Annotated in this window: 15 protein-coding genes and 1 riboswitch; of the genes, 4 read left to right on the top strand and 11 right to left on the bottom strand. The window is 73.8% G+C overall.

Features of this window, described 5'->3' with window-relative positions:
• Positions 1-52 precede the first annotated feature (52 nt).
• From ACLE50_RS02085 to ACLE50_RS02075, 3 genes are all read right to left on the bottom strand, one after another.
• Entirely contained in the window at positions 53-1,465 is a 1,413-nt protein-coding gene (locus ACLE50_RS02085; RefSeq protein ID WP_410941614.1) for a DHA2 family efflux MFS transporter permease subunit, read from the bottom strand.
• The gene (locus ACLE50_RS02080; RefSeq protein ID WP_410941613.1) at positions 1,462-2,334 is read right to left on the bottom strand and encodes a siderophore-interacting protein; all 873 of its coding nucleotides are present in this window, start codon (positions 2,332-2,334) and stop codon (positions 1,462-1,464) included. Before ACLE50_RS02080 ends, ACLE50_RS02085 begins: the two co-directional genes overlap by 4 nt.
• Positions 2,335-2,446: 112 nt before the next feature.
• Positions 2,447-3,328: a siderophore-interacting protein gene (locus ACLE50_RS02075; RefSeq protein WP_410941612.1), complete on the bottom strand. Its 882-nt coding sequence runs from the start codon at positions 3,326-3,328 to the stop codon at positions 2,447-2,449.
• 88 nt (positions 3,329-3,416) lie between these two features.
• Here ACLE50_RS02075 and ACLE50_RS02070 point away from each other — a divergent pair, with 88 nt between their 5' ends.
• On the top strand, positions 3,417-4,091 hold the full coding sequence (locus tag ACLE50_RS02070; RefSeq protein ID WP_410941611.1) for a TetR/AcrR family transcriptional regulator: 675 nt from the start codon (positions 3,417-3,419) through the stop codon (positions 4,089-4,091).
• Between the two features lie 70 nt (positions 4,092-4,161).
• On the opposite strand, the gene ACLE50_RS02065 is transcribed toward ACLE50_RS02070, so the two are convergent.
• From ACLE50_RS02065 to metE, 5 genes are all read right to left on the bottom strand, one after another.
• Positions 4,162-5,265 (bottom strand): DUF6925 family protein, encoded by a 1,104-nt coding sequence (locus ACLE50_RS02065; RefSeq protein WP_410941610.1) that lies wholly within the window; start codon positions 5,263-5,265, stop codon positions 4,162-4,164.
• A gap of 85 nt (positions 5,266-5,350) precedes the next feature.
• Complete coding sequence (locus ACLE50_RS02060) at positions 5,351-6,166, bottom strand: ABC transporter permease (protein WP_410941609.1); 816 nt, start codon at positions 6,164-6,166, stop codon at positions 5,351-5,353.
• Entirely contained in the window at positions 6,163-7,110 is a 948-nt protein-coding gene (locus ACLE50_RS02055) for an ABC transporter permease (protein ID WP_410941608.1), read from the bottom strand. Before ACLE50_RS02055 ends, ACLE50_RS02060 begins: the two co-directional genes overlap by 4 nt.
• 4 nt (positions 7,111-7,114) lie before the next feature.
• The gene (locus ACLE50_RS02050) at positions 7,115-8,605 is read right to left on the bottom strand and encodes an ABC transporter substrate-binding protein (protein WP_410941607.1); all 1,491 of its coding nucleotides are present in this window, start codon (positions 8,603-8,605) and stop codon (positions 7,115-7,117) included.
• Between the two features lie 135 nt (positions 8,606-8,740).
• Positions 8,741-11,047 carry a 5-methyltetrahydropteroyltriglutamate--homocysteine S-methyltransferase gene (metE, locus tag ACLE50_RS02045; RefSeq protein ID WP_410941606.1) on the bottom strand — a complete coding sequence of 769 codons (2,307 nt, stop codon included), beginning with the start codon at positions 11,045-11,047 and terminating at the stop codon, positions 8,741-8,743.
• 158 nt (positions 11,048-11,205) lie between these two features.
• Positions 11,206-11,428: riboswitch (cobalamin riboswitch) on the bottom strand.
• 240 nt (positions 11,429-11,668) lie between these two features.
• Here metE and mdo point away from each other — a divergent pair.
• The 3 genes from mdo (at position 11,669) to ACLE50_RS02030 (ending at position 15,946) form a co-directional block, all read left to right on the top strand.
• Complete coding sequence (gene mdo / locus ACLE50_RS02040; protein WP_410941605.1) at positions 11,669-12,961, top strand: NDMA-dependent methanol dehydrogenase; 1,293 nt, start codon at positions 11,669-11,671, stop codon at positions 12,959-12,961.
• Positions 12,962-13,097: 136 nt separating this feature from the next.
• Positions 13,098-14,393: an AAA family ATPase gene (locus ACLE50_RS02035; protein WP_410941604.1), complete on the top strand. Its 1,296-nt coding sequence runs from the start codon at positions 13,098-13,100 to the stop codon at positions 14,391-14,393.
• Between the two features lie 11 nt (positions 14,394-14,404).
• Complete coding sequence (locus ACLE50_RS02030; protein ID WP_410941603.1) at positions 14,405-15,946, top strand: VWA domain-containing protein; 1,542 nt, start codon at positions 14,405-14,407, stop codon at positions 15,944-15,946.
• Here ACLE50_RS02030 and mftM read toward each other — a convergent pair whose 3' ends face one another.
• The 3 genes from mftM to ACLE50_RS02015 are packed head-to-tail and all read right to left on the bottom strand — an operon-like array spanning position 15,947 to position 18,448.
• Complete coding sequence (gene mftM, locus ACLE50_RS02025; protein ID WP_410941602.1) at positions 15,947-16,657, bottom strand: mycofactocin oligosaccharide methyltransferase MftM; 711 nt, start codon at positions 16,655-16,657, stop codon at positions 15,947-15,949.
• A 35-nt stretch (positions 16,658-16,692) separates the two neighbouring features.
• Positions 16,693-17,844 carry a DUF418 domain-containing protein gene (locus ACLE50_RS02020; RefSeq protein ID WP_410941601.1) on the bottom strand — a complete coding sequence of 384 codons (1,152 nt, stop codon included), beginning with the start codon at positions 17,842-17,844 and terminating at the stop codon, positions 16,693-16,695.
• The gene (locus ACLE50_RS02015) at positions 17,837-18,448 is read right to left on the bottom strand and encodes a hypothetical protein (protein WP_410941600.1); all 612 of its coding nucleotides are present in this window, start codon (positions 18,446-18,448) and stop codon (positions 17,837-17,839) included. The genes ACLE50_RS02020 and ACLE50_RS02015 overlap by 8 nt, the downstream gene beginning before the upstream one ends.
• Between the last annotated feature and the right edge of the window lie 2 nt (positions 18,449-18,450).

Genomic DNA, 18,450 nt, shown 5'->3' with positions numbered 1-18,450 from the left:
CGGCGACTACCGCCCCGGGCGGACGGCGATCACCGCCCCGGGCGGACAGTGATCACCGCCCCGGGCGGACGGGGGGCAGCCGGACCGCGGCGACCAGCGCCACGAGGCAGGCTGCGAGCACCACCCAGAACGCCTGCCCGAACGCGGCCGCGACACCGGCGGGGCCGAGCGCGGCCAGCCGCGCCTGCAGCACGACGGCGACCAGAGCGGTCCCCACCGACCCGCCCACGGTGCTGAGCATGTTCAGCGCCCCGGCCGCCCGCGGGATCACCTCGCGCGCGAGCGTGCTGTAGACCAGCGCCATCACCGGCGCCCCGATCAGCGCACCGCCCACGCCCCGGACCAGCAGTGACCCGGCCACGACGAAGTCGGACGGGTCCTGGCCGAGCCGGGTGAACGCGACCGTCCCGAGCGCAACCAGCCCGATCCCGGTCATCACGAGCAACCGCGGCGAGAGCCGGTCGACCAGCCGGTTGACCAGCAGTGCCCCGGCCAGCGCCCCGGCACCCTGCGGCGCGAGCAGCAGCCCGGTCTCCCACGGGTCGAGCCCGCCGGCGGTCTGCAGGTAGAGCGGCAGCAGGAACACCGCCCCGAACAGCGCGACGCCGAGCGCGGCCAGGGTCAGCGCGGCCGGGCCGAACGGTGGCCGCGTCACCAGCCGCGGATCGATCAGCGGGGTCCCGGTGGTGCGCAGCCCGTGCCGGACGAACGCCACGAGCAGCAGCACCCCCACCAGCGCGATCGGCACGCCGGGCAGGACGCCGCCGCGTTCGACCATGGTCAGCCCGTAGACCAGCACGGCCAGCCCCGGCGAGAGCAGCAACGCGCCCCGGACGTCGAACGACGCCCCGCGCGCCGGAGCGTCCCCGCGGGGCACCAGGCTCAGCGCCAGCAGCGCGGCGGCGATCCCGATCGGCAGGTTGACGTAGAACAGCCACGGCCAGGCCGCGACGCCGAGGATCGCGCCGCCCGCGATCGGCCCGAGCACCGGCGAGAGCATCGGGACCACCCCGACGATGCTGATCACCCGGCCGATCCGCCGGGGCCCGGCGAGCCGGGCGAGCACCGCCTGCCCGGTCGGCGGCAGCAGCCCACCGGCGAGACCCTGCAGCACCCGGAACGCCACCAGCGACGGGAGCGACCAGGCCAGCCCGCACAGCGCCGACGCCGCGACGAACGCGAGCACCGCACCGATCCAGGTCCGGCGCCCGCCGAACCGGTCGACGAGCCAGCCCGACGCCGGCACCGCGGTCACCACCGCGAGCAGGTAGGCCGTGCCGACCCACTGGATCTCGACCGGCGTCGCCCCGAACTCGGCGGACAGCGCGGGCACACCGACCGACACGATCGTCGTGTCCAGGATCGCCATGAAGGTGCCCAGGACGAGCACGAAAGCCGCCCGAACCAGGGGCGCGTCGATCCGTTCCGGCGGGGCCCCGGGACCGTCCGGCTCGGGGCCGGTCACCGCGCGCCGTGGTCCTCGTCGAAGTTGGCGATCCCCCGCTTCCAGTAACCGGTCACGTCCTGGTCGTCGGCGCCCAGCCCCAGCTCGTCGCGCAGGAAGCGGCGGATCGGCTTGATCGACGTCGCCTCGCCGCCCACCCAGGCGTACACCCGGGCGCCGGACGGCGGGCGCACCTGCGCGACCGCGTTCGCGAGGGCGTCCGACGCACCCGGGGCGACGCCGGGGCCGCGGTGCACCCAGCGGACCTCGACACCCGCGGGCGCGGTGAGCTCGAGCTGCTCGCCGTCGTCGGCGACCTCGACGACCGCGACGCCTCGGGCGTCGGCGGGCAGGCGCTCCAGGATCCGGGCGATCGCCGGGAGCGCCGTCAGGTCCCCCGCGAGCAGCCGGAAGTCGTAGCCGTCCGGGACGAATATCGCGCCGGGCGGCCCGGCGGCGTGTATCCGCGTTCCCGGCTCCACGGTGCGGACCCATTCCGACGCCAGACCGCCGTCGTGCAGGACGAAGTCCAGGTCCAGCTCACCGGCGTCCGGGTCGAAGCGGCGGACGGTGTACTCCCGGGTCACCGGGAACGGGCGCGGCCAGCGCAGCATGTCGTCGTCCTGCTCGGGCAGGCGCAGGACACCGTCGTCATCGGGGAAGATCAGCTTCACGTGCTCGTCGGCGCAGTGGCTCCGGAAACCGGCCAGCCCGGGGCCGCCGAGGGTCAGGCGCAGCAACGAACGGTTGAGCTGCTCGCTGCGCAGCACCTCCAGCTCCCGGAGGAGGATCGGGTACGGGATCCGGGTATGGCCGGTGTCCCGGGCCGCGGCCGCGGCCAGCTTCGAGGCGACGTCCCACCGGTCGCCCCGGGAGGTGCGAGCGGTCATCAGTTCCCCTTGCCGAAAATCTTCTCGAACCGGCCGAACGAGACCGATCCTCGCATCTCACGCACCAGGGCGAATCTATGAGGCGAGGCCTACCCGAGCAATACCGTGCTCGTCAGCCCTGACCCGCGGCCGCCATCTGCTCGGCGGCGTCGGCCATGTCCTGCTCGGTCGGAGCGTCGTCCTGGGTCATGTCCCGGCGCCAGTACCCGGTGAACGACACCGACTGCTTCGCCAGCCCGCGCTCGCCGACGAGGTGGCGGCGCACCGCGCGCACGTCGGACGCCTCGCCCGCGACCCAGGCGAAGACCGGCTCGTCGGGCAGCGCGAGGGTACGGACGGCCTCCGGCAGCGAGAGGCCGGTGCCGCGGTGCACCCAGTGCAGCTCCTGCTCCGCCTCCGACCCCCAGACCTGCTCCTCCGCGGGCCCGGCCACCTCGGCGACGACGACCGCGCGGGTCCCCGCCGGCAGCTGCTCGACGATGGCGCCGATCGCGGGCAACGCGGTCTCGTCGCCGACCAGCAGCCGTACCGGCTCACCGGACGGGGTGCGGTACGTGGCGATCGCGGGTCCGAGCACGCCGACCACGTCGCCCAGCCCGGCCGACTCGGCCCAGTGACTCGCCGGACCGTGGCCTCCGCCGGGGTCGCCCGCGGCGCCGTGGCCACCGCCGTGCAGCACGAAGTCGATCACCATGACGCCCTCGTCCGGGTCGAGATGACGCACCGTGTACGAGCGCATCCACGGCCGGACGTCCTCGGGAACGGCCAGGTAGCGGGCGTACCAGCCGGCCACCCCGCTGCCGTCCTCCGGCGCGCCGGGGACCTCGGGGACGCCGCCGTCGCGGGCGAAGAACAGCTTGACCTGCTGGTCCGGGGCGACCGGGACGGCGCCGCACCAGTCGTCGGCCTCGAGGGTGATGCGCCGCATCAGCGGCGTGACGGGCTCGGCGCCGGTCACCCGGCCGAGCACGTACGGAGGCAGGGGCTGGGTCACGGGACCTCCTCGGGCGGCGCCGGCACTGAGGGTGACCTTACCGATCTCTGAACATCATTTGCAATCATTGTTCCGTACGCTTCGCCGGATGACCGGCCCGTCCGGGACGCGGCCGGGGAACCGGCCGGGCCCCAAGCCCCGCCTGACGCGCGACGAGATCGTCGACGCGGCGGTCGAGATCGGCGTCGAACGGCTGTCGGTGGGCGCGGTGGCGGCCCGGCTCGGCGTCGCCCCTGGCACGCTCTACCGCTACGTCGGCGGGCTGGAGGAGATCGCCTCCGCAGCGGCCGCCCGGGTGTTCGCCGACGTCCCGCTGCCCGGCGCGGCCCGCGGCTGGCGGCCATTCCTGGAGGCCGAGGCGGAGCTGGCCTACGACCTGCTGCTGCGCTACGGCAGCCTGCTCACCGACGTCGGCGCGGACCTCGCCGCGGTCGCCGGGGACCGGCTGCGGCAGGTCGTCACGACACTGCGCGCGGCCGGTTTCGGCCCGACGGCGTCGGTGCGGGTCGCCGACGCAGTGCTCGACGTCGTCGCCGACGGGGCGGTGCAGACCCGCTGGGTGTGCGGCCCGGGCGGCGGGCCCGGCGACCTGTCCGACAGCGCACGGTCCTACCTGGACACCGTCGCCGAGCCGGTGCGCGGGGAGCTGCACGCCCTGATGGCCGACCCGCGCGGGCACGTGCTGGACAAGGTCGCCCTGCTGCTCGACGGCGTCGAGCTCCGGCGGGACCGGGGCGCCGAGGGCTACGCCGGCATCGGGTGAACGCCGGGGTGATCACCGGTTGTGGAGCGGATCGCACGCTCAGCGGCCGGATCGCTCCACAACCGGTGATCTACCCGGCGTTGCGGTCGCCGTCGGGGTCGAGCAGCTCGGGTTCCGGGGCGGCGCGGCCGCGCCAGGCGGCGAGCACGGCCGGGTCGGCACCGAGGTGGGCGAGCACCCGCAGCGCGACGGCCTGCGCGGCGCGGCCGGGCGGGTCCGACGGGCGCGGCGGGCGTTCCGCGGGACGACCCGGACCACCGGCACCGCGTTCCGCGGAACGCTCCGGCGATCCCGCCGCGACGTCCCCGGCGCCCCGGCCGCGTTCCGCGGAACGCGGCTGTCCGTCGCCGACCGGTGCCCCGTCGGGCCCCCGACCTGCGCGGACGGCCGCGGTGACCGCCTCGGTGACCGCCTGCTGGTCCGCGTCGCCCCACTGCTCCAGAAGCCGGTCGAACGCGGCGAGGCGTCCGGCGTCGAACGGGATCCGCCGGCCGGTCGTGTCGGTGAGCGGATGCGGCGGGTACAGGTGCGCGCACGGCAGGACCCCGTCCGGGACGGGCACGGTGGCCGCGTGCGTCCGGCCGGACTTGAGGATCGCGGGCAGCAGGTGGGTGTGCGGCCCGTCCGGCGAACGGCCCTCCGGCGGTGGGATGGCGGCGTAGACCTCGACCCGGCCGACGGCGGTGGTGAACACCCGGTGCGGTCCGGCGGCGACCAGCGTCCCGGCGAGTGCGCCGTCCATCGGGGCGCCCTCGGCGGCCCGCAGCGCGGCCAGCAGGTCCGGGTCGGCGGTGCGCACGCAGGCGTCGACGGTCGGGGTGCCGAGCCCCAGGTCGACCAGGACGGCGTCGCGGTCGGCCGCACGCAGCGCGTCGTGGTCCGGGCCCAGCACGGTGACGACGGTGCGGCCCGCGCGCCGGGCCTCGGCGCCGGGCAGGCAGAACGCGACGGCGTGGTTCCAGTGGTCGCCCGGGCCGACCGGGGTGCGGTAGGCGACCGGCCGGGTGCCCGGTGGCGGGTCGAACCGGATGCCGCCGCGCGCGGTCACCACCGTGTCCGCAGTCGCCTGGACCGGCTCGCCGGGCAGCCGGACGAATTCCGCGATCGCGCCGGGCGCGCCCATGCTCCAGCCGGCGTCGGGGTCGGCCAGGTACCCCGCCGGTGTCTCGGTCACGTCGGTCTCCACGGTCCCCACCCTGCCTCTCCGGCCGGACGGCCGACACCCTCCACGACCTCTCGCACGCTCCGGTCGGCGGCGATCATCGCTGGTCCGCACGCCGCCCCCACCACAGCACCGCACCGGCCGTCAGGACGACGGCGATCGAGGGCACCAGCACCACCCGGGGCGCCGCGAACAGGTACTCGCGGCCCTCGGCCACCATCGCGCCCCACTCCGGCGTCGGCGGCTGCACCCCCAGCCCGAGGAACGACAGCCCGGACACCGTCAGCAGCGTCCCGGCGAAACGCACCGCGGCGTGCGCGAGCAGCGGCGGGACCACGTTGCGCCCCACGTGCAGCGCCAGCACCCGCACCGGCCCCGCACCGAGCGCGACGGCCGCGCCGACGTAGTCACGGACCGACTCGGTGACCGCCAGCGCGTAGGCCTGCCGGGCGAACGGCGTCCACCCGATCAACCCGACCGCCAGTACCAGCGACAGCACCCCCGGGCCGAGCGCGACCGCGGTGAGCAGCCCGAACAGCACCACCGGCAGCGCGGCGAGGACGTCGACGAACCGCATCACCACCCGTCCGGCAGCGCCCGCGGCGGCCGCCACCAGCCCGACCAGCACGCCGAACAGCCCGGTGAGCAGCACGGTCACCGCGCTCAGCCCGATCGTCAGCCGCCCGCCGTCGACCAGCCGGGCGAGCAGGTCCCGGCCGAGCTGGTCGGTGCCCAGCGGGTGCGCCGCCGACGGCCCGGCGAGCAGCGCGCCGAAGTCGACGGCGTCCGGGTCGGGCAGCAGGAGCGGCCCGAGCAGCAGCACCGGCAACACCACCGCGGTGACGGCGACCGGAACCCGCCGGCGGGGGCGCCGCGCCGTCGCCGTCGCGTTCACCGGACTCGTCGCACTCACCGGACACCCGGCCCGGACCGCAGCACCGGATCGGCGGCCAGCGCCGCCAGCTCGACGAGCACCCCGGCCGTCACCGCCACGGCGACGACGAGCATCGTCCCGGCCTGCAGCACCGGCAGGTCCTGGGCCAGCACCGAGGCGTGCAGCAGCCGCCCCAGCCCGGGGATCCCGAACACCACCTCGACCACGACCGAGCCACCCAGCAGCCCGGCCACGAAGAGCCCGGCCAGCGCGGTCACCGACGTCGTCGCGAGCCGAGCGCCGTGCCGCCACAGCACGGCGTGCGCGCCGATCCCCTTCGACCGGGCGACGGCGACGTGCGGGCGCCCGAGCACCGCGGCGGTCTCCGCCCGCACCAGCTGCGCGGCCAGCGCCGACGGGTACGCGGCCAGGGTCAGCACCGGCAGCACGACGTGCCGGGCGTCGCCCCAGCCGATCGCAGGCAGCACCCCGAGCTCGACGGCGAACAGCAGCACCAGGCACGGGGCCAGCACGAACTCCGGCACCGCGACCCCGCCGACGGTTCCTGCCGTCAGCACCCGGTCCAGCGGACCGTCCGGTCGCCGCGCCGCGTACACCCCGGCCGGGACGCCGACGGCCGCGGCGAGCGCCAGCGCGAGCACCGTGAGCAGCCCGGACACCGCCGCGGCGTCGCCGACCTGTTCGGCGACCGGGGTGCGGGAGAGGTAGCCGTAGCCGAGGTCGCCGCGCAGCAGCGCGCCCAGCCAGCGCAGGTACTGCTCGGCCCACGGCCGGTCCAGGCCGTAGTCGGCGCGGATGCGGGCCTCGGTCACCGGGTCCGGCACCGCCTCGGCGATCCGGGCGCGCAGCACCGCCCGCGCCGGGTCGACGCCGACGAGGCGGGGCAGCGCGAACACCGGCACGGAGGCGAGCAGCAGCACCAGCGGCACCGGCAGCAGCCGGCGCGCCACGAGGCCCGCCACCGGCTCAGCGCACCGGGGTCAGCTGCGGCAGGATCGGCTTGACCTGCAGCGGGTCCGGGACGAACCCGGTGGCACCGCGCAGCACCGCGGTGTTGCGCGGGTGCACCAGCATCACGCCGACGGCGTCTCGGGTGAGCAGGTCCGCCGCCTCGGTGAACATCCGCTGCCGCTGCGCCGGGTCGACCGTGCCGTCCAGCTTCTTGATCAACGCGTCGTACTCCCGGCTGCAGTACTGGTCGATCGCGTAGCTGCCGCCGCAGGTGTAGTCCGAGCTCAGCGTGCTGGCCGCGTCCGGGAAGTCGGACAGGTAGCTGCGCGAGTTGAGGAACATGTCGTAACGCCCGGCCAGGACCTCGGGCTCCTGCGCCTCGTAGTTGCCGACGGTGACCTCGACCTTCACTCCGGCGGCGCCGAGCATCGCCTGGACCGCGTTGGCCAGCGTCGGCAGCTCCGGGCGGTTCGGGAACGTCCACAGCCGCACGGTCAGCGGGTTCTGCGGGCCGTAGCCGGCCTCGGCGAGCAGCTGCTTCGCGCGCTCGACGTCGGCACCTGGCGGCGGGGTCGTCGCGCCCCACGGCACGGCGGACCCGAACAGGTCCGACGCCGGTGCGGCGCCACCGGCGAGCACCTGGTTCGCCAGCACCGGGCGGTCGATCGCGGCGGTGACCGCCTGCCGGACCCGGATGTCGTCGAACGGTTTCGCGGACTCGTTGAGCTGCAACGGGACCGTCCGCGCGTTCGGGTACTCGACGACCTGGGCCCCGGCCGAGCGGACCTGGTCGAGCTGGGCCTGCGGGACACCCTCGGCGAACTGCACGTCACCGGACTGGATCGCGAGTGCGCGGGCCTGCGGGTCCTCGACGTAGCGGACGGTGACCCGGGCCGCGCCCGCCTTCGGCCCCCAGTAGCTCTCGTTCCGGACGAGCTCGGCCGACGCCGTGCCCTGCGTGGAGTCGAGCACGTACGGGCCGGTCGCGGTGCGGAGCACCTTCGGCGCGCCCCCGCCTGCATAGGCGGACGGGGCGAGGATGCCGAGGTTCCCGCTCGACATCCGCAGCGGCATGACCGGGTCCGGGGCCCTGGTCGTGATCTTCACGGCGTCCGGCCCGTCGGCGGCGACCCGGAAACCGATGCCGCGCACCGACCGCGGCGGCGCGGAGACACCCGCGACGTAGCTCAGCGCGGTGACCACGGCCTGTGGGGTGAGCGGGGTGCCGTCGTGGAAGGTCACACCGGGGCGCAGCGTGAACCGCCAGGTGTTGCCCTGCTGCTGCCAGGACGTGGCGAGCATCGGCGCCGGCCGGGCGGCGTCGTCGACGGTGGTGAGGGTCTCGGCGACGCCGAGGGTCGCCAGGCGGGCGCCGTCGTCGGCGTCGAAGGCGTAGTCGGCGCGGGGCGGGAACTGCAGCGCCACCGTCAGCGGCGCCGCGGGGTCCGGCGCCCCACCGCCCGCACCGCTCGATCCACATCCGGCCAGCAGGAGAACGGCCGCCACCAGGACGACTCCGAACCGTGCGATCACGCCTTACGGTGACATCTGCCCACATGAACAGACAACAGCCCGTGACCAAGCCCCCGCGGCACCGGCCTCGACGGCCGGAAGAGACCGGCGCCGCGGAAGCACACCGGCTCAGCCGGTGGTCGTGGCGGACACCTCGTCCCGCACCGTGCGGGCCGCGGCGACCAGGTTCTCCAGCGCGGCGACCGTCTCCGGCTCACCACGCGTCTTCAGCCCGCAGTCGGGGTTGGCCCACAGCCGGTCCGGGCCGATGAAGGCCAGCGCTGCGCGCAGCTGGTCCTCGAGCTCGCCCTCCCCGGGCACCTCGGGCGAGTGGACGTCGTAGATCCCCGGGCCGAGACCCCGCGGAACCCCCGGGCCCAGCTCGCCGAGCACCTCCATCCTCGACCGCGCCGCCTCGACGGTGGTCACGTCGGCGTCCAGCCCGTCGATCGCGCCGACGACCTCGCCGAACTCGGAGTAGCAGAGGTGGGTGTGGATCTGGGTGGAGTCCGCGACGTCACCGGCGCACATCCGGAACGAGTCGACCGCCCAGTCGATGTAGGCGGCACGATCGCGCTCGTGCAGCGGCAGCAGCTCGCGCAGGGCGGGCTCGTCGATCTGGATGATCGTGATCCCGGCGGCCTCCAGGTCCTCGACCTCGCCGCGCAGGGCCAGGCCGACCTGCCGCGCGGTGTCGGCCAGCGGCTGGTCGTCGCGCACGAACGACCAGGCCAGGATGGTCACCGGGCCGGTCAGCATGCCCTTGACGTGCTTGCCCGACTGCGACTGCGCGAACGTCGCCCAGTCCACGGTGATCGGGCTCGGCCGCGTGACGTCGGAGTGCAGGATCGGCGGGCGCACGCAGCGCGAGCCGTAGGACTGCACCCAGCCCAGCTCGGTCGTCGCGAACCCGTCGAGGTTCTCCGCGAAGTACTGGACCATGTCGTTGCGCTCGGGCTCGCCGTGCACCAGCACGTCCAGGCCGATGTCCTCCTGCAGCTTCAGGACCCGGACGATCTCCTGGCGCATGCGCTCGTCGTACTCGGCCTCGGTGATCTCGCCCTTGCGGTGCGCGGCCCGGTCCTTGCGGATGGCGCCGGTCTGCGGGAACGAGCCGATGGTCGTCGTCGGGACCTCCGGCAGGCCGAGCGCCTCGCGCTGGACCTTGGCCCGGATGTCGCCCGCGCTGCGGTGGTAGTGGTCCGGGCCCAGCTCGGCGAGCCTGGACCGCACCTCCTCCTTGCGACGGCTGGCCGCCGCGACCCGCTCGCGGGTCGCCCGGGCGGCGTCGAGCTCCTCGGCGACGGCGTCGCGGCCCTCGGCCAGCGCGCGGCCCAGGAGTACGACCTCGTCGACCTTCTGGCGTGCGAACGCCAGCATGTCGACGACGTCGGCGGGCAGGTTCGTCTCGACCGACAGGTCGTAGGGCACGTGCAGCAGCGAGCAGGAGGTCGAGACCTCCACCCGCCCGGCGACGCCCTGCAGCCGCTGCGCGGTCTCCAGCGCGGCGTCGAGGTCGGTGCGCCAGACGTTGCGCCCGTCGACGACGCCGGCCAGCAGCAGCTTGCGGTCCAGCCCCTCGACGCCCTCGATGCCGTCGAGGTCCGAGCGGCCCGCGACCAGGTCGAGCGCGATGCCCTCGACACCGGTCCGCGCCAGCACCGGCAGCGCCGGGCCCAGCTCGCCGAAGTAGTTCGCGACCAGGATCTTCGGGCGGCTCTGCGCGGAGGCGAGCCGGTCGTAGGCCTTGCGCAGCGCGGCGATCTCCTCCGGCGTCCGGTCGGCGGCGAACGCGGGCTCGTCGAGCTGCACCCAGTCGACGCCGGCCTCGGCCAGCTCGGCGAGCAGGTCGCGGTAGACCTCGACCAGCGGGCCGAGCAGGTCGAGCGGGGTGAAGCCCTCCGGCGCGTCCTCGGCAGGCTTGGACAGCAGCAGGAACGTCACCGGGCCGACCAGCACCGGACGGGTGGTGACGCCGACGCGCAGCGCCTCCTTGAACTCCTCCAGCGCCTTGCGGTCGGTCGGCGCGAGCCGGGTGTCCGGGCCCAGCTCGGGCACCAGGTAGTGGTAGTTCGTGTCGAACCACTTGGTCATCTCGCAGGCCGGGGCGCCCTCGCGCCCGCGGGCCATCGCGAACAGCCGCTCCAGCGGGTCGGTGATGCCGGCGAAGCGCTTCGGCACGGCACCGACGGCGAGCGCGGTGTCGAGCACGTGGTCGTAGAACGAGAACGTGTTACCCGGCACCTGCCCGAGGCCCGCGTCGCGCAGCCCGGTCCAGGTGTCCCGGCGCAGGCGAGCCGCGGTCTCCCGCAGCGCCGTGGCGTCGCTGCGTCCGGCCCAGAACGCCTCGGTGGCGCGCTTGAGCTCACGGAACGGCCCGATCCTCGGGTACCCCAGCACGGTGCCGGGGGCGGTCTGTGCGTTCACAGTGGTCACGGCCCTCTCTCCTCGCGAGTCCGGTGGTGGACCGCGGCACCGTGCAGAGGGCGTGACAGCACGCGCGAGCCCGCGACCGCACCGGAGACACACCGGTGCCGGGTCGCGCCCGCTCGTCCGTCCGCCCTCCCGCGAGGCCGCGGATCCGCGCACGCCGGCCGGCGTGCGCACCGACGGCAGGTATTCGGACTCGTGGGCACCGGGTGCGTCGCACCCGACCTACTGGCCGTCGCTTCCCAGGAGCTCGTGCTCCCAGTGCTCGTATGACGGCGGTCGTTCCCACTCACCGCTGCGGGGCAGTCCCGGACTCACACCGGGTTCCCTCTTGCCTCGCGGCGCGCCCCGAGGGGTGCGCCGCGAACCGTCGGCGGAACCGACAGTAGACGACGCCGCGCGCCCGGGTCCATGTGAAGTATTGCTGTTCGTTGTTTGTTGCCATAGACTTGCAACACAACGCCCTGCCGCTCCGCGGTCCGAGGGCGACCTCACCCTGTCCCCCTCTGTTCGGAGGGGTTTCCTGCCTGGGCAGCCGACGGGTAATCCCGATCACCCCTGTGCTCGTGGCCACACCGGTTCTACCGTCCGGAACCGACCCATCCGCCTGCCTCAGAAAGGGCTGACATGCAGGTAGACGAGCTGCTCAAGCCGTTCCCCATCAAGGAGTTCCATCCGTTCCCCCGGGCACTCATGGGTCCCGGTGCGCACGAGATGATCGGCCCGGAGGCGCTCAACCTGGGCTTCAAGAAGACCCTGGTGATGACGTCGGGCCTGCGCGGCACCGACATCGTCCACAAGATCGTCGAGTCGATGAAGTACCACGGCCTCGAGGTCGTGCTGTACGACCAGGTCGAGTCGAACCCCAAGGACTACAACGTCATGGACGCTGTGGGCCTCTACCAGCAGAACAAGTGCGACTCGTTCGTCTCGATCGGCGGCGGTTCCTCGCACGACGCCTGCAAGGGCGCGCGGATCTCGGTGGCCCACGACGGCCGCAACGTCAACGAGTTCGAGGGCTTCAACAAGTCCGAGAACCCGGCGAACCCGCCGCACATCGCGGTCTCCACCACGGCGGGCACCGGTTCGGAGACCTCGTGGGCGTACGTGATCACCGACACCACGACCGACCCGGACAACCCGCACAAGTACGTCGCGTTCGACGACGCCTCGGTCACCAGCCTCGCGATCGACGACCCGGTCCTCTACTACGACTGCCCGGTCGACTACACCGCCCAGTGCGGGTTCGACGTGCTCGCACACGCCTCGGAGCCCTACACCTCGCGGCTGAACTTCCAGCCGTCGCTGGGCAACGCGCTGCACGCGATCAAGCTGACCGCGGCCCACCTGCGTCAGGCCGTCTGGAACGGCCAGGACCTCCCCGGCCGCGAGGGCATGATGTACGCGCAGTACATCGCCGCGCAGGCGTTCAACTCCGGTGGCCTGGGCATCATCCACTCGATCAGCCACGCGGTGTCGGCGTTCTACGACACCCACCACGGCCTGAACAACGCCATCGCGCTGCCGCGCGTGTGGGCGTTCAACATGCCGGTCGCCTACGAGCGCTTCGCCGACATCGCCGAGGCGATGGGCGTCGACACCCGCGGCATGACCAAGCCGCAGGCCGCGGACGCCGCGCTGGCCGCGTCGATCCGGCTGCTGCGCGACGTGGGCATCCCGGAGAAGTTCACCGACGTCAAGAAGGACACGTACTCGAAGAACCGGCTGGGCGAGGGCCCGACCAAGTTCTACGAGGAGCACGGCACGATCGTCGGGGACGCCGCCGACGTCGACAAGATCACCAACCACGTCCTGGGCGACGCGTGCACCCCCGGCAACATCAAGGAGTGCACCTTCGAGACCGTCCGCCCGGTCGTCGACCACTCCATCAACGGTGACCTGGACGACCTGCTGACCTGATCGTCCGGCGAGTCCGCGGAGTCCGCACACCGGCGGGCCCACCCGAACCGGCGCATACTCGCGCCACGGGTGGGCCCGCCGGTTGCGGTACGGCCCGCCGCACCACCGACGGTGCGGCTGCGAAGGAGAATCACGCGTGTCCGAGGCTGTCGTTCCCTCCTCTTCCCCCGACCCCGGCGAGGTCGCCGACGCGGTCGCCACGTCCGGCCCGTTCGAGTCCGTCGACCAGGTGGTCGAGGCCCTGCGCGAGCACGGCTACATCGCCGACACCCGGCTGGCGACGACGGTGTTCCTGCTGACCCGGCTCGACAAGCCGCTGCTGCTGGAGGGACCCGCCGGCGTCGGCAAGACCGAGCTGGCCAAGATGCTCGCCGTTGCCACGGGGCGCAGGCTGCTGCGCCTGCAGTGCTACGAGGGCCAGGACGAGACCAAGGCTCTCTACGAGTGGGACTACGGCAAGCAGCTCATGTACACCCAGATCCTGCGCGAGAAGATCGGGCAGGTCGTCGAGGACGCACCCGACCTCGCGTCGGCCGTCGAGCGCGTCGGGTCGCAGGAGAGCGTCTTCTTCTCCGAGCGGTTCCTCGCCCCGCGCCCGCTGCTCGAGGCGATCCGTTCCGACGAGCCGTGCGTGCTGCTGATCGACGAGGTCGACCGCGCCGACGAGGCCCTCGAGGCCGTGCTGCTGGAGACTCTCGGCGAGTACCAGATCTCGGTGCCCGAGGTCGGGACGTTCACCGCCAAGCACCGCCCCTACGTGCTGCTGACCTCGAACAACACCCGTGACCTGGCCGCCGCCCTGAAGCGCCGCTGCCTGCACCTGTTCCTCGACTACCCCTCCGCCCAGCGCGAGCTGGAGATCGTGCGGTCGAAGAAGACCGGGCTGTCCGACCAGCTGGCCGAGGAGCTCGTCACCGTGGTGCGCGGGCTGCGCGAGCTGGAGCTGCGCAAGTCGCCGTCGATCTCGGAGACGATCGACTGGGCCCGCACGCTGGCCGTGCTCGGCGTCGACGAGCTGAACTCGCAGATCCTGTCCGACACCGTCTCGGTCGTCGTGAAGTACGACAAGGACGTGAAGAAGGCGCTCGACGCCATCCCGCACCTCGTCGACCCGAACGCGGTGGTCGAGGAGCACGGGCACGGCCACGGGCATGGGCACGGGCACGGCCATGGGCACGGCCACGACGGCGACCACACCCACGACGACGAGCCCGCCCCGGCCCCGAAGGCGGCCCCCGCGCGCCCGGCGGCGTCCGACGACCCGGACGACGGCGACGTCGACGGCCGGGCCAAGCGCGCAGGGAAGGACGAACCGGGCCGGCACCCGATCTACGGCGGTGTCACCGCGGGCGGCGGCAGCACCAAGCCGCGCAACGTGAGCTCCGGGCAGGGGTCCCGCTCGTTCGGCGGCTCCCGCAGGCGCCCGGTCTGAGGGGGCCGGGAGTGGAAGCGAGCATCCACCGCTTCGTCCGGCTCCTGCGGATCCGCTCGGTGCGCATCTCGGTCTCCGAGGCCCTCGACGCGATGGCCTGCGCCGCCCAGCCCGGCGTGCTGTCGGACAAGGCGGTGCTGAAGGAGGCCCTGCGCGTCGCGCTGATCAAGGACCGGCGCGACGAGGCGACGTTCGACGAGGTCTTCGACCTGTTCTTCTCCCTGGTCAAGGTGGGCGAGACCGACACAGGGCACGGCCACGGGCACGGGCACGGCGACATGACCGACGACGCCGCGCTGGAGAACTTCACGCTCTCCGAGGAGCCGTCGGAGACCCCGCAGGAGGGCCACGACCACGGTTCCCCGGCCGACATCCGGGAGTACTTCGACCCGGAGGACCTGGCGGAGCAGTACAACCTCCACCAGGAGGCCAACAAGATCGACATGGCGTCGATGACCGACGAGATCGTGCTGTCCAAGGAGCAGGCCGACGGCGCCACCGAGGGCCAGCGGGTGCAGATCGAGACCGACCGGTTCTCCGGCGGCGGGCTGCCCGGCGACATCTCCCAGCAGCAGGGCACCCAGGTCGACGCGGACCTCTCGGTCGCCCAGCAGGACGCGCTGCTGGGCTGGCTCAACTCCGAGGAGGACGCGCTCACCGACGCGGAGAAGGGCACCGAGGACGACGCGGCGGCCCTGCGCCGCAGGCTCACCGGCGTCCTGGAGAACCTGCCCGAGCTGCTCAAGGCCCACCTCGAGAAGCTGATGGAGATCGAGCAGCGGATCGTCGAGGGCCACGACGACGTCGACCGTGTCGCCGAGGTCGACCGGGCCTCGGAGACCGAGCGGATGCAGCTGGAGGACTCGCTGCGCCGTCTGGCGAAGTCGCTGCACGGCGCGCTGACCCACCGGCGGCGGGTGTCGCCGCGGGGCCGGATCGACTCGGCCCGCACGATGCGCAGGAACATGCGCTACGACGGCGTGCCGTTCAACCCGGTCACCGTGCAGCGCCAGGAGGACAAGCCGCGCCTGGTGGTGCTGGCCGACGTGTCGCTGTCGGTGCGCGCGACCGCCCGGTTCACCCTGCACCTGGTGCACGGGCTGCAGGACCTGTTCGGGCAGGTGCGGTCGTTCGCGTTCGTCTCCGACCTGGTCGAGGTCACCGACCTGTTCGCCGACCACCCCGTCGAGCACGCCCTGGGGCTGATCTTCGGCGGCGACCAGCTCGACGTCGACGCCAACTCCGACTACGGCGCCGCGTTCGGCGAGTTCCTGGAGGAGTTCGGCTCCGCGGTCACCCGCCGCACGACGGTGCTGGTGCTCGGCGACGGCCGGGGCAACGGCAACGACCCGAACATGGAGGCCTTCGTCGAGATCACCCGCCGCGCCCGGGAGACGATCTGGCTGACCCCCGAGCCGCGCTACTCCTGGGGCCTCGGCCGCTGCGACCTGCCGCTCTACGCCGAGCACTGCGACCGGGTGCGCGTGGTGCGCGACCTGTCCGGCCTGGAGACGACGACGAACGAGATGGCGGGCGAGCTGATCGGACGGTGATCAGAGGTCGGCCACCAGCCAGCCGCCGTGGTGCTCGGCGACGGTGAACGGCTTCCCGGTGCGCTCCCCGATCCGGCGCAGGACGTCGGTGTCGAAGACCCGTACGTGCCCCCAGGCCGGGTTCGGCGCGTCCTCGAACGGGGCGGCGACGACGATGCGCCGCCGGGCCAGCCGCAGCATCTCCGCGACCACCTCGTCGCCCTCGGCCTCGGGGAGGTGCTCGATCAGGTGCACGGCGAACACGGTGTCGGCGCAGTCGTCGGGCAGCGCGACGGCGCGGGCGTCGGCGACGTGGGTCTCCACGTCGGCGCCCAGCTGCGGGGCCATCCGGGTCAGCAGGTCCACCGTCCCGGCGGTCAGGTCGGTCGCGGTGACCCGGTGCCCGTCCCGGGCGAGCTGCAGGGACAGGAAGCCGAAGCAGCAGCCCAGCTCCAGCACGTCGTCGCCGACGACCAGTTCCCGGGCCCGGGCGTGCACCGGCGCCATCTCGGCGTTCGTGCCGCCCGGCTCGGGCTCACCGGCCAGCGCGTCGAGGGTGTTGCGGTAGAACGCAAGCCACGCGTCGTCCGGGTACTCGGGGTCCTTCGCCGCGCTCGCGACGCAGGCGACGAACGCCTCCTCGAACCGCTCCGGCGCCAGCAGCCCCGGCCGGACCAGCGTGCGGTCCAGCCAGCCTGCGAGGTCGTTGGACAGGTGGTCGGTTCCGATCATCGACGCTCCCGGGGCACGTGGTGGGTGGTTCCACGCTAGGCGCCCGGCCCACCCCGGCACCCCGTCCGGACGGTGGGGTCCGCCGGGACCCCCACGCCGAGCAGCCGGTGGGTGAGCAGCTCCAGCGGCCCGCGCCCGAACCGGCGCAGCCACACCGACGCGAGCACCGCCGAGCAGACCAGCACCGCCGCCCACGTCCCGGCCACCGCGACGGTGCGGACCGGGGCGGGCAGCGCGGCGAACGTCGTCGCGAGCCCGAGCCCCCAGGCGTGGAACAGCACCGCCGCGACCAGGTTCTGGCCGACGTAGCAGCTCATCGCGGTCCGCCCGAGGGCCGTCAGGCCGCGGCGCACCGGACCGGCCGGTGCGCGGAGCCGGAACAGCAGCTCGGGCACCAGCCCGAGCAGGCCGAGCGCCACCAGCGGCGCGACCAGGTAGCGCTCGACGACGAACCAGCCGGGTCCGGCGACCGTCGTCGCCACGTTCAGCACGGCCCCGGCCGCGCCGAGCACCACGAGCCGGTGGCGCAGCCGGGTGCCCGCGGCGTCGAACACCCCGGCACGCAGCAGCGCGGCCCCGGCCAGGAACAGCGCGACCGCCGACGGCACGACGACGACCAGCTCGATCCGCCACAGCCCGGCATCGACGATCCGGTCGTGCACCTGCCCGGCCCAGGTCGCCGGGTACGGCGGCAGCGGCGCGTCGGCACCCGTCGAGCCCGCCGTGAGCACGGTGACCGCCCCGACGATCAGTACGACGGCCGAGCCCGCCGCCGCGGCGGCGACGGCCCGGACCCGGGGGCTGCGCCCGATCAGCCAGGCCACCGGGAGCGCGGCGACCGCGTAGCCCATGAGGACGTCGAACTCGAAGACCAGCAGGTAGTGCAGCAGCCCCTCGGTGAACAGGATCGCCGTGCGGAGCAGGTAGCGGCCGGGCCAGCGCAGCCCGCGGCGCACGGCGGACCGGTACTGCAGCTCCACACCGACGCCGAACAGCAGCGTGAGCAGGGCGAGGAACTTGCCGTTCGCGGCGGCGCGCAGCGCGGTGTCGGCCCACCAGCCGTCGTCGGCACCGGCGATGATCCCGATCGGGCCGCGCGGATCCGCGAAGACCCAGATGTTGGTGCCGAACGTCCCCGCGATCGCGATCCCGCGCAGCACGTCCGGGGCGGCGAGGCGCTCAGACACCGGAGCGCTCCCGGTCGCCGGTGCCGGGGAACTCGTCGGTACCGGGGAACACCGTGGCCCACAGCGGCCCGACGACGAACCAGATCCCGGCCACCAGGCTCGCCCGGCTCAGCCACGACCACATCGGATCCCCGGTCCAGTCCCCCGGCGCCGGGATCCCGCGGCCGGCGAGCACCGTGAGCAGAACCAGCACCGCTGCGGTGATCACCCACGTCGCGACGACCTTGCCGAACTCGCGCCATTCGTGGCGGGTGCGGGCGAGCCCGCCGCGCGGCGGTTTCACCGGGGTCGGGCCGCCTGCGAAGCGGTGCGCGAACCGGACGTCGGCCCAGCGCACCAGCGAGTGTCCGAACGCGACCGTGACACCCAGGTAGAGCGCGGCGAGCCCGTGCACCGAGGCCGGCTCGCCACCGGTGAGCACGTCGCCCGCAGCCGCGGTGACCAGCACGACGTCCACCAGCGGGACGCCGAGCAGCACGATCCCGCCGAGCCTGCGGCGGCGCAGCAGGTAGCGCGTGGCGAGACCGGCGAGCAGGAACCCCCAGAACGCGACCTCGGCCGCACCGATCAGCCAGAGCAGCGGTGACACCGTCGGATCCCCCATGA

The organism is Pseudonocardia phyllosphaerae (assembly GCF_046546475.1).
Classification (GTDB): Bacteria; Actinomycetota; Actinomycetes; order Mycobacteriales; family Pseudonocardiaceae; genus Pseudonocardia; species Pseudonocardia phyllosphaerae.
The sequence above is the reverse complement of the archived record's forward strand: the minus strand, read 5'-3'. Positions and strand labels throughout refer to the sequence as shown.

What these genes read in the sequence shown, in the direction of transcription:
- ACLE50_RS02080 (WP_410941613.1), bottom strand. Translation starts at nt 2,334, where the DNA reads ATGACCGCTCGCACCTCCCGGGGCGACCGGTGGGACGTCGCCTCGAAG.
- ACLE50_RS02070 (WP_410941611.1), top strand. Translation starts at nt 3,417, where the DNA reads ATGACCGGCCCGTCCGGGACGCGGCCGGGGAACCGGCCGGGCCCCAAG.
- mdo (WP_410941605.1), top strand. Translation starts at nt 11,669, where the DNA reads ATGCAGGTAGACGAGCTGCTCAAGCCGTTCCCCATCAAGGAGTTCCAT.
- mftM (WP_410941602.1), bottom strand. Translation starts at nt 16,657, where the DNA reads ATGATCGGAACCGACCACCTGTCCAACGACCTCGCAGGCTGGCTGGAC.
- ACLE50_RS02015 (WP_410941600.1), bottom strand. Translation starts at nt 18,448, where the DNA reads ATGGGGGATCCGACGGTGTCACCGCTGCTCTGGCTGATCGGTGCGGCC.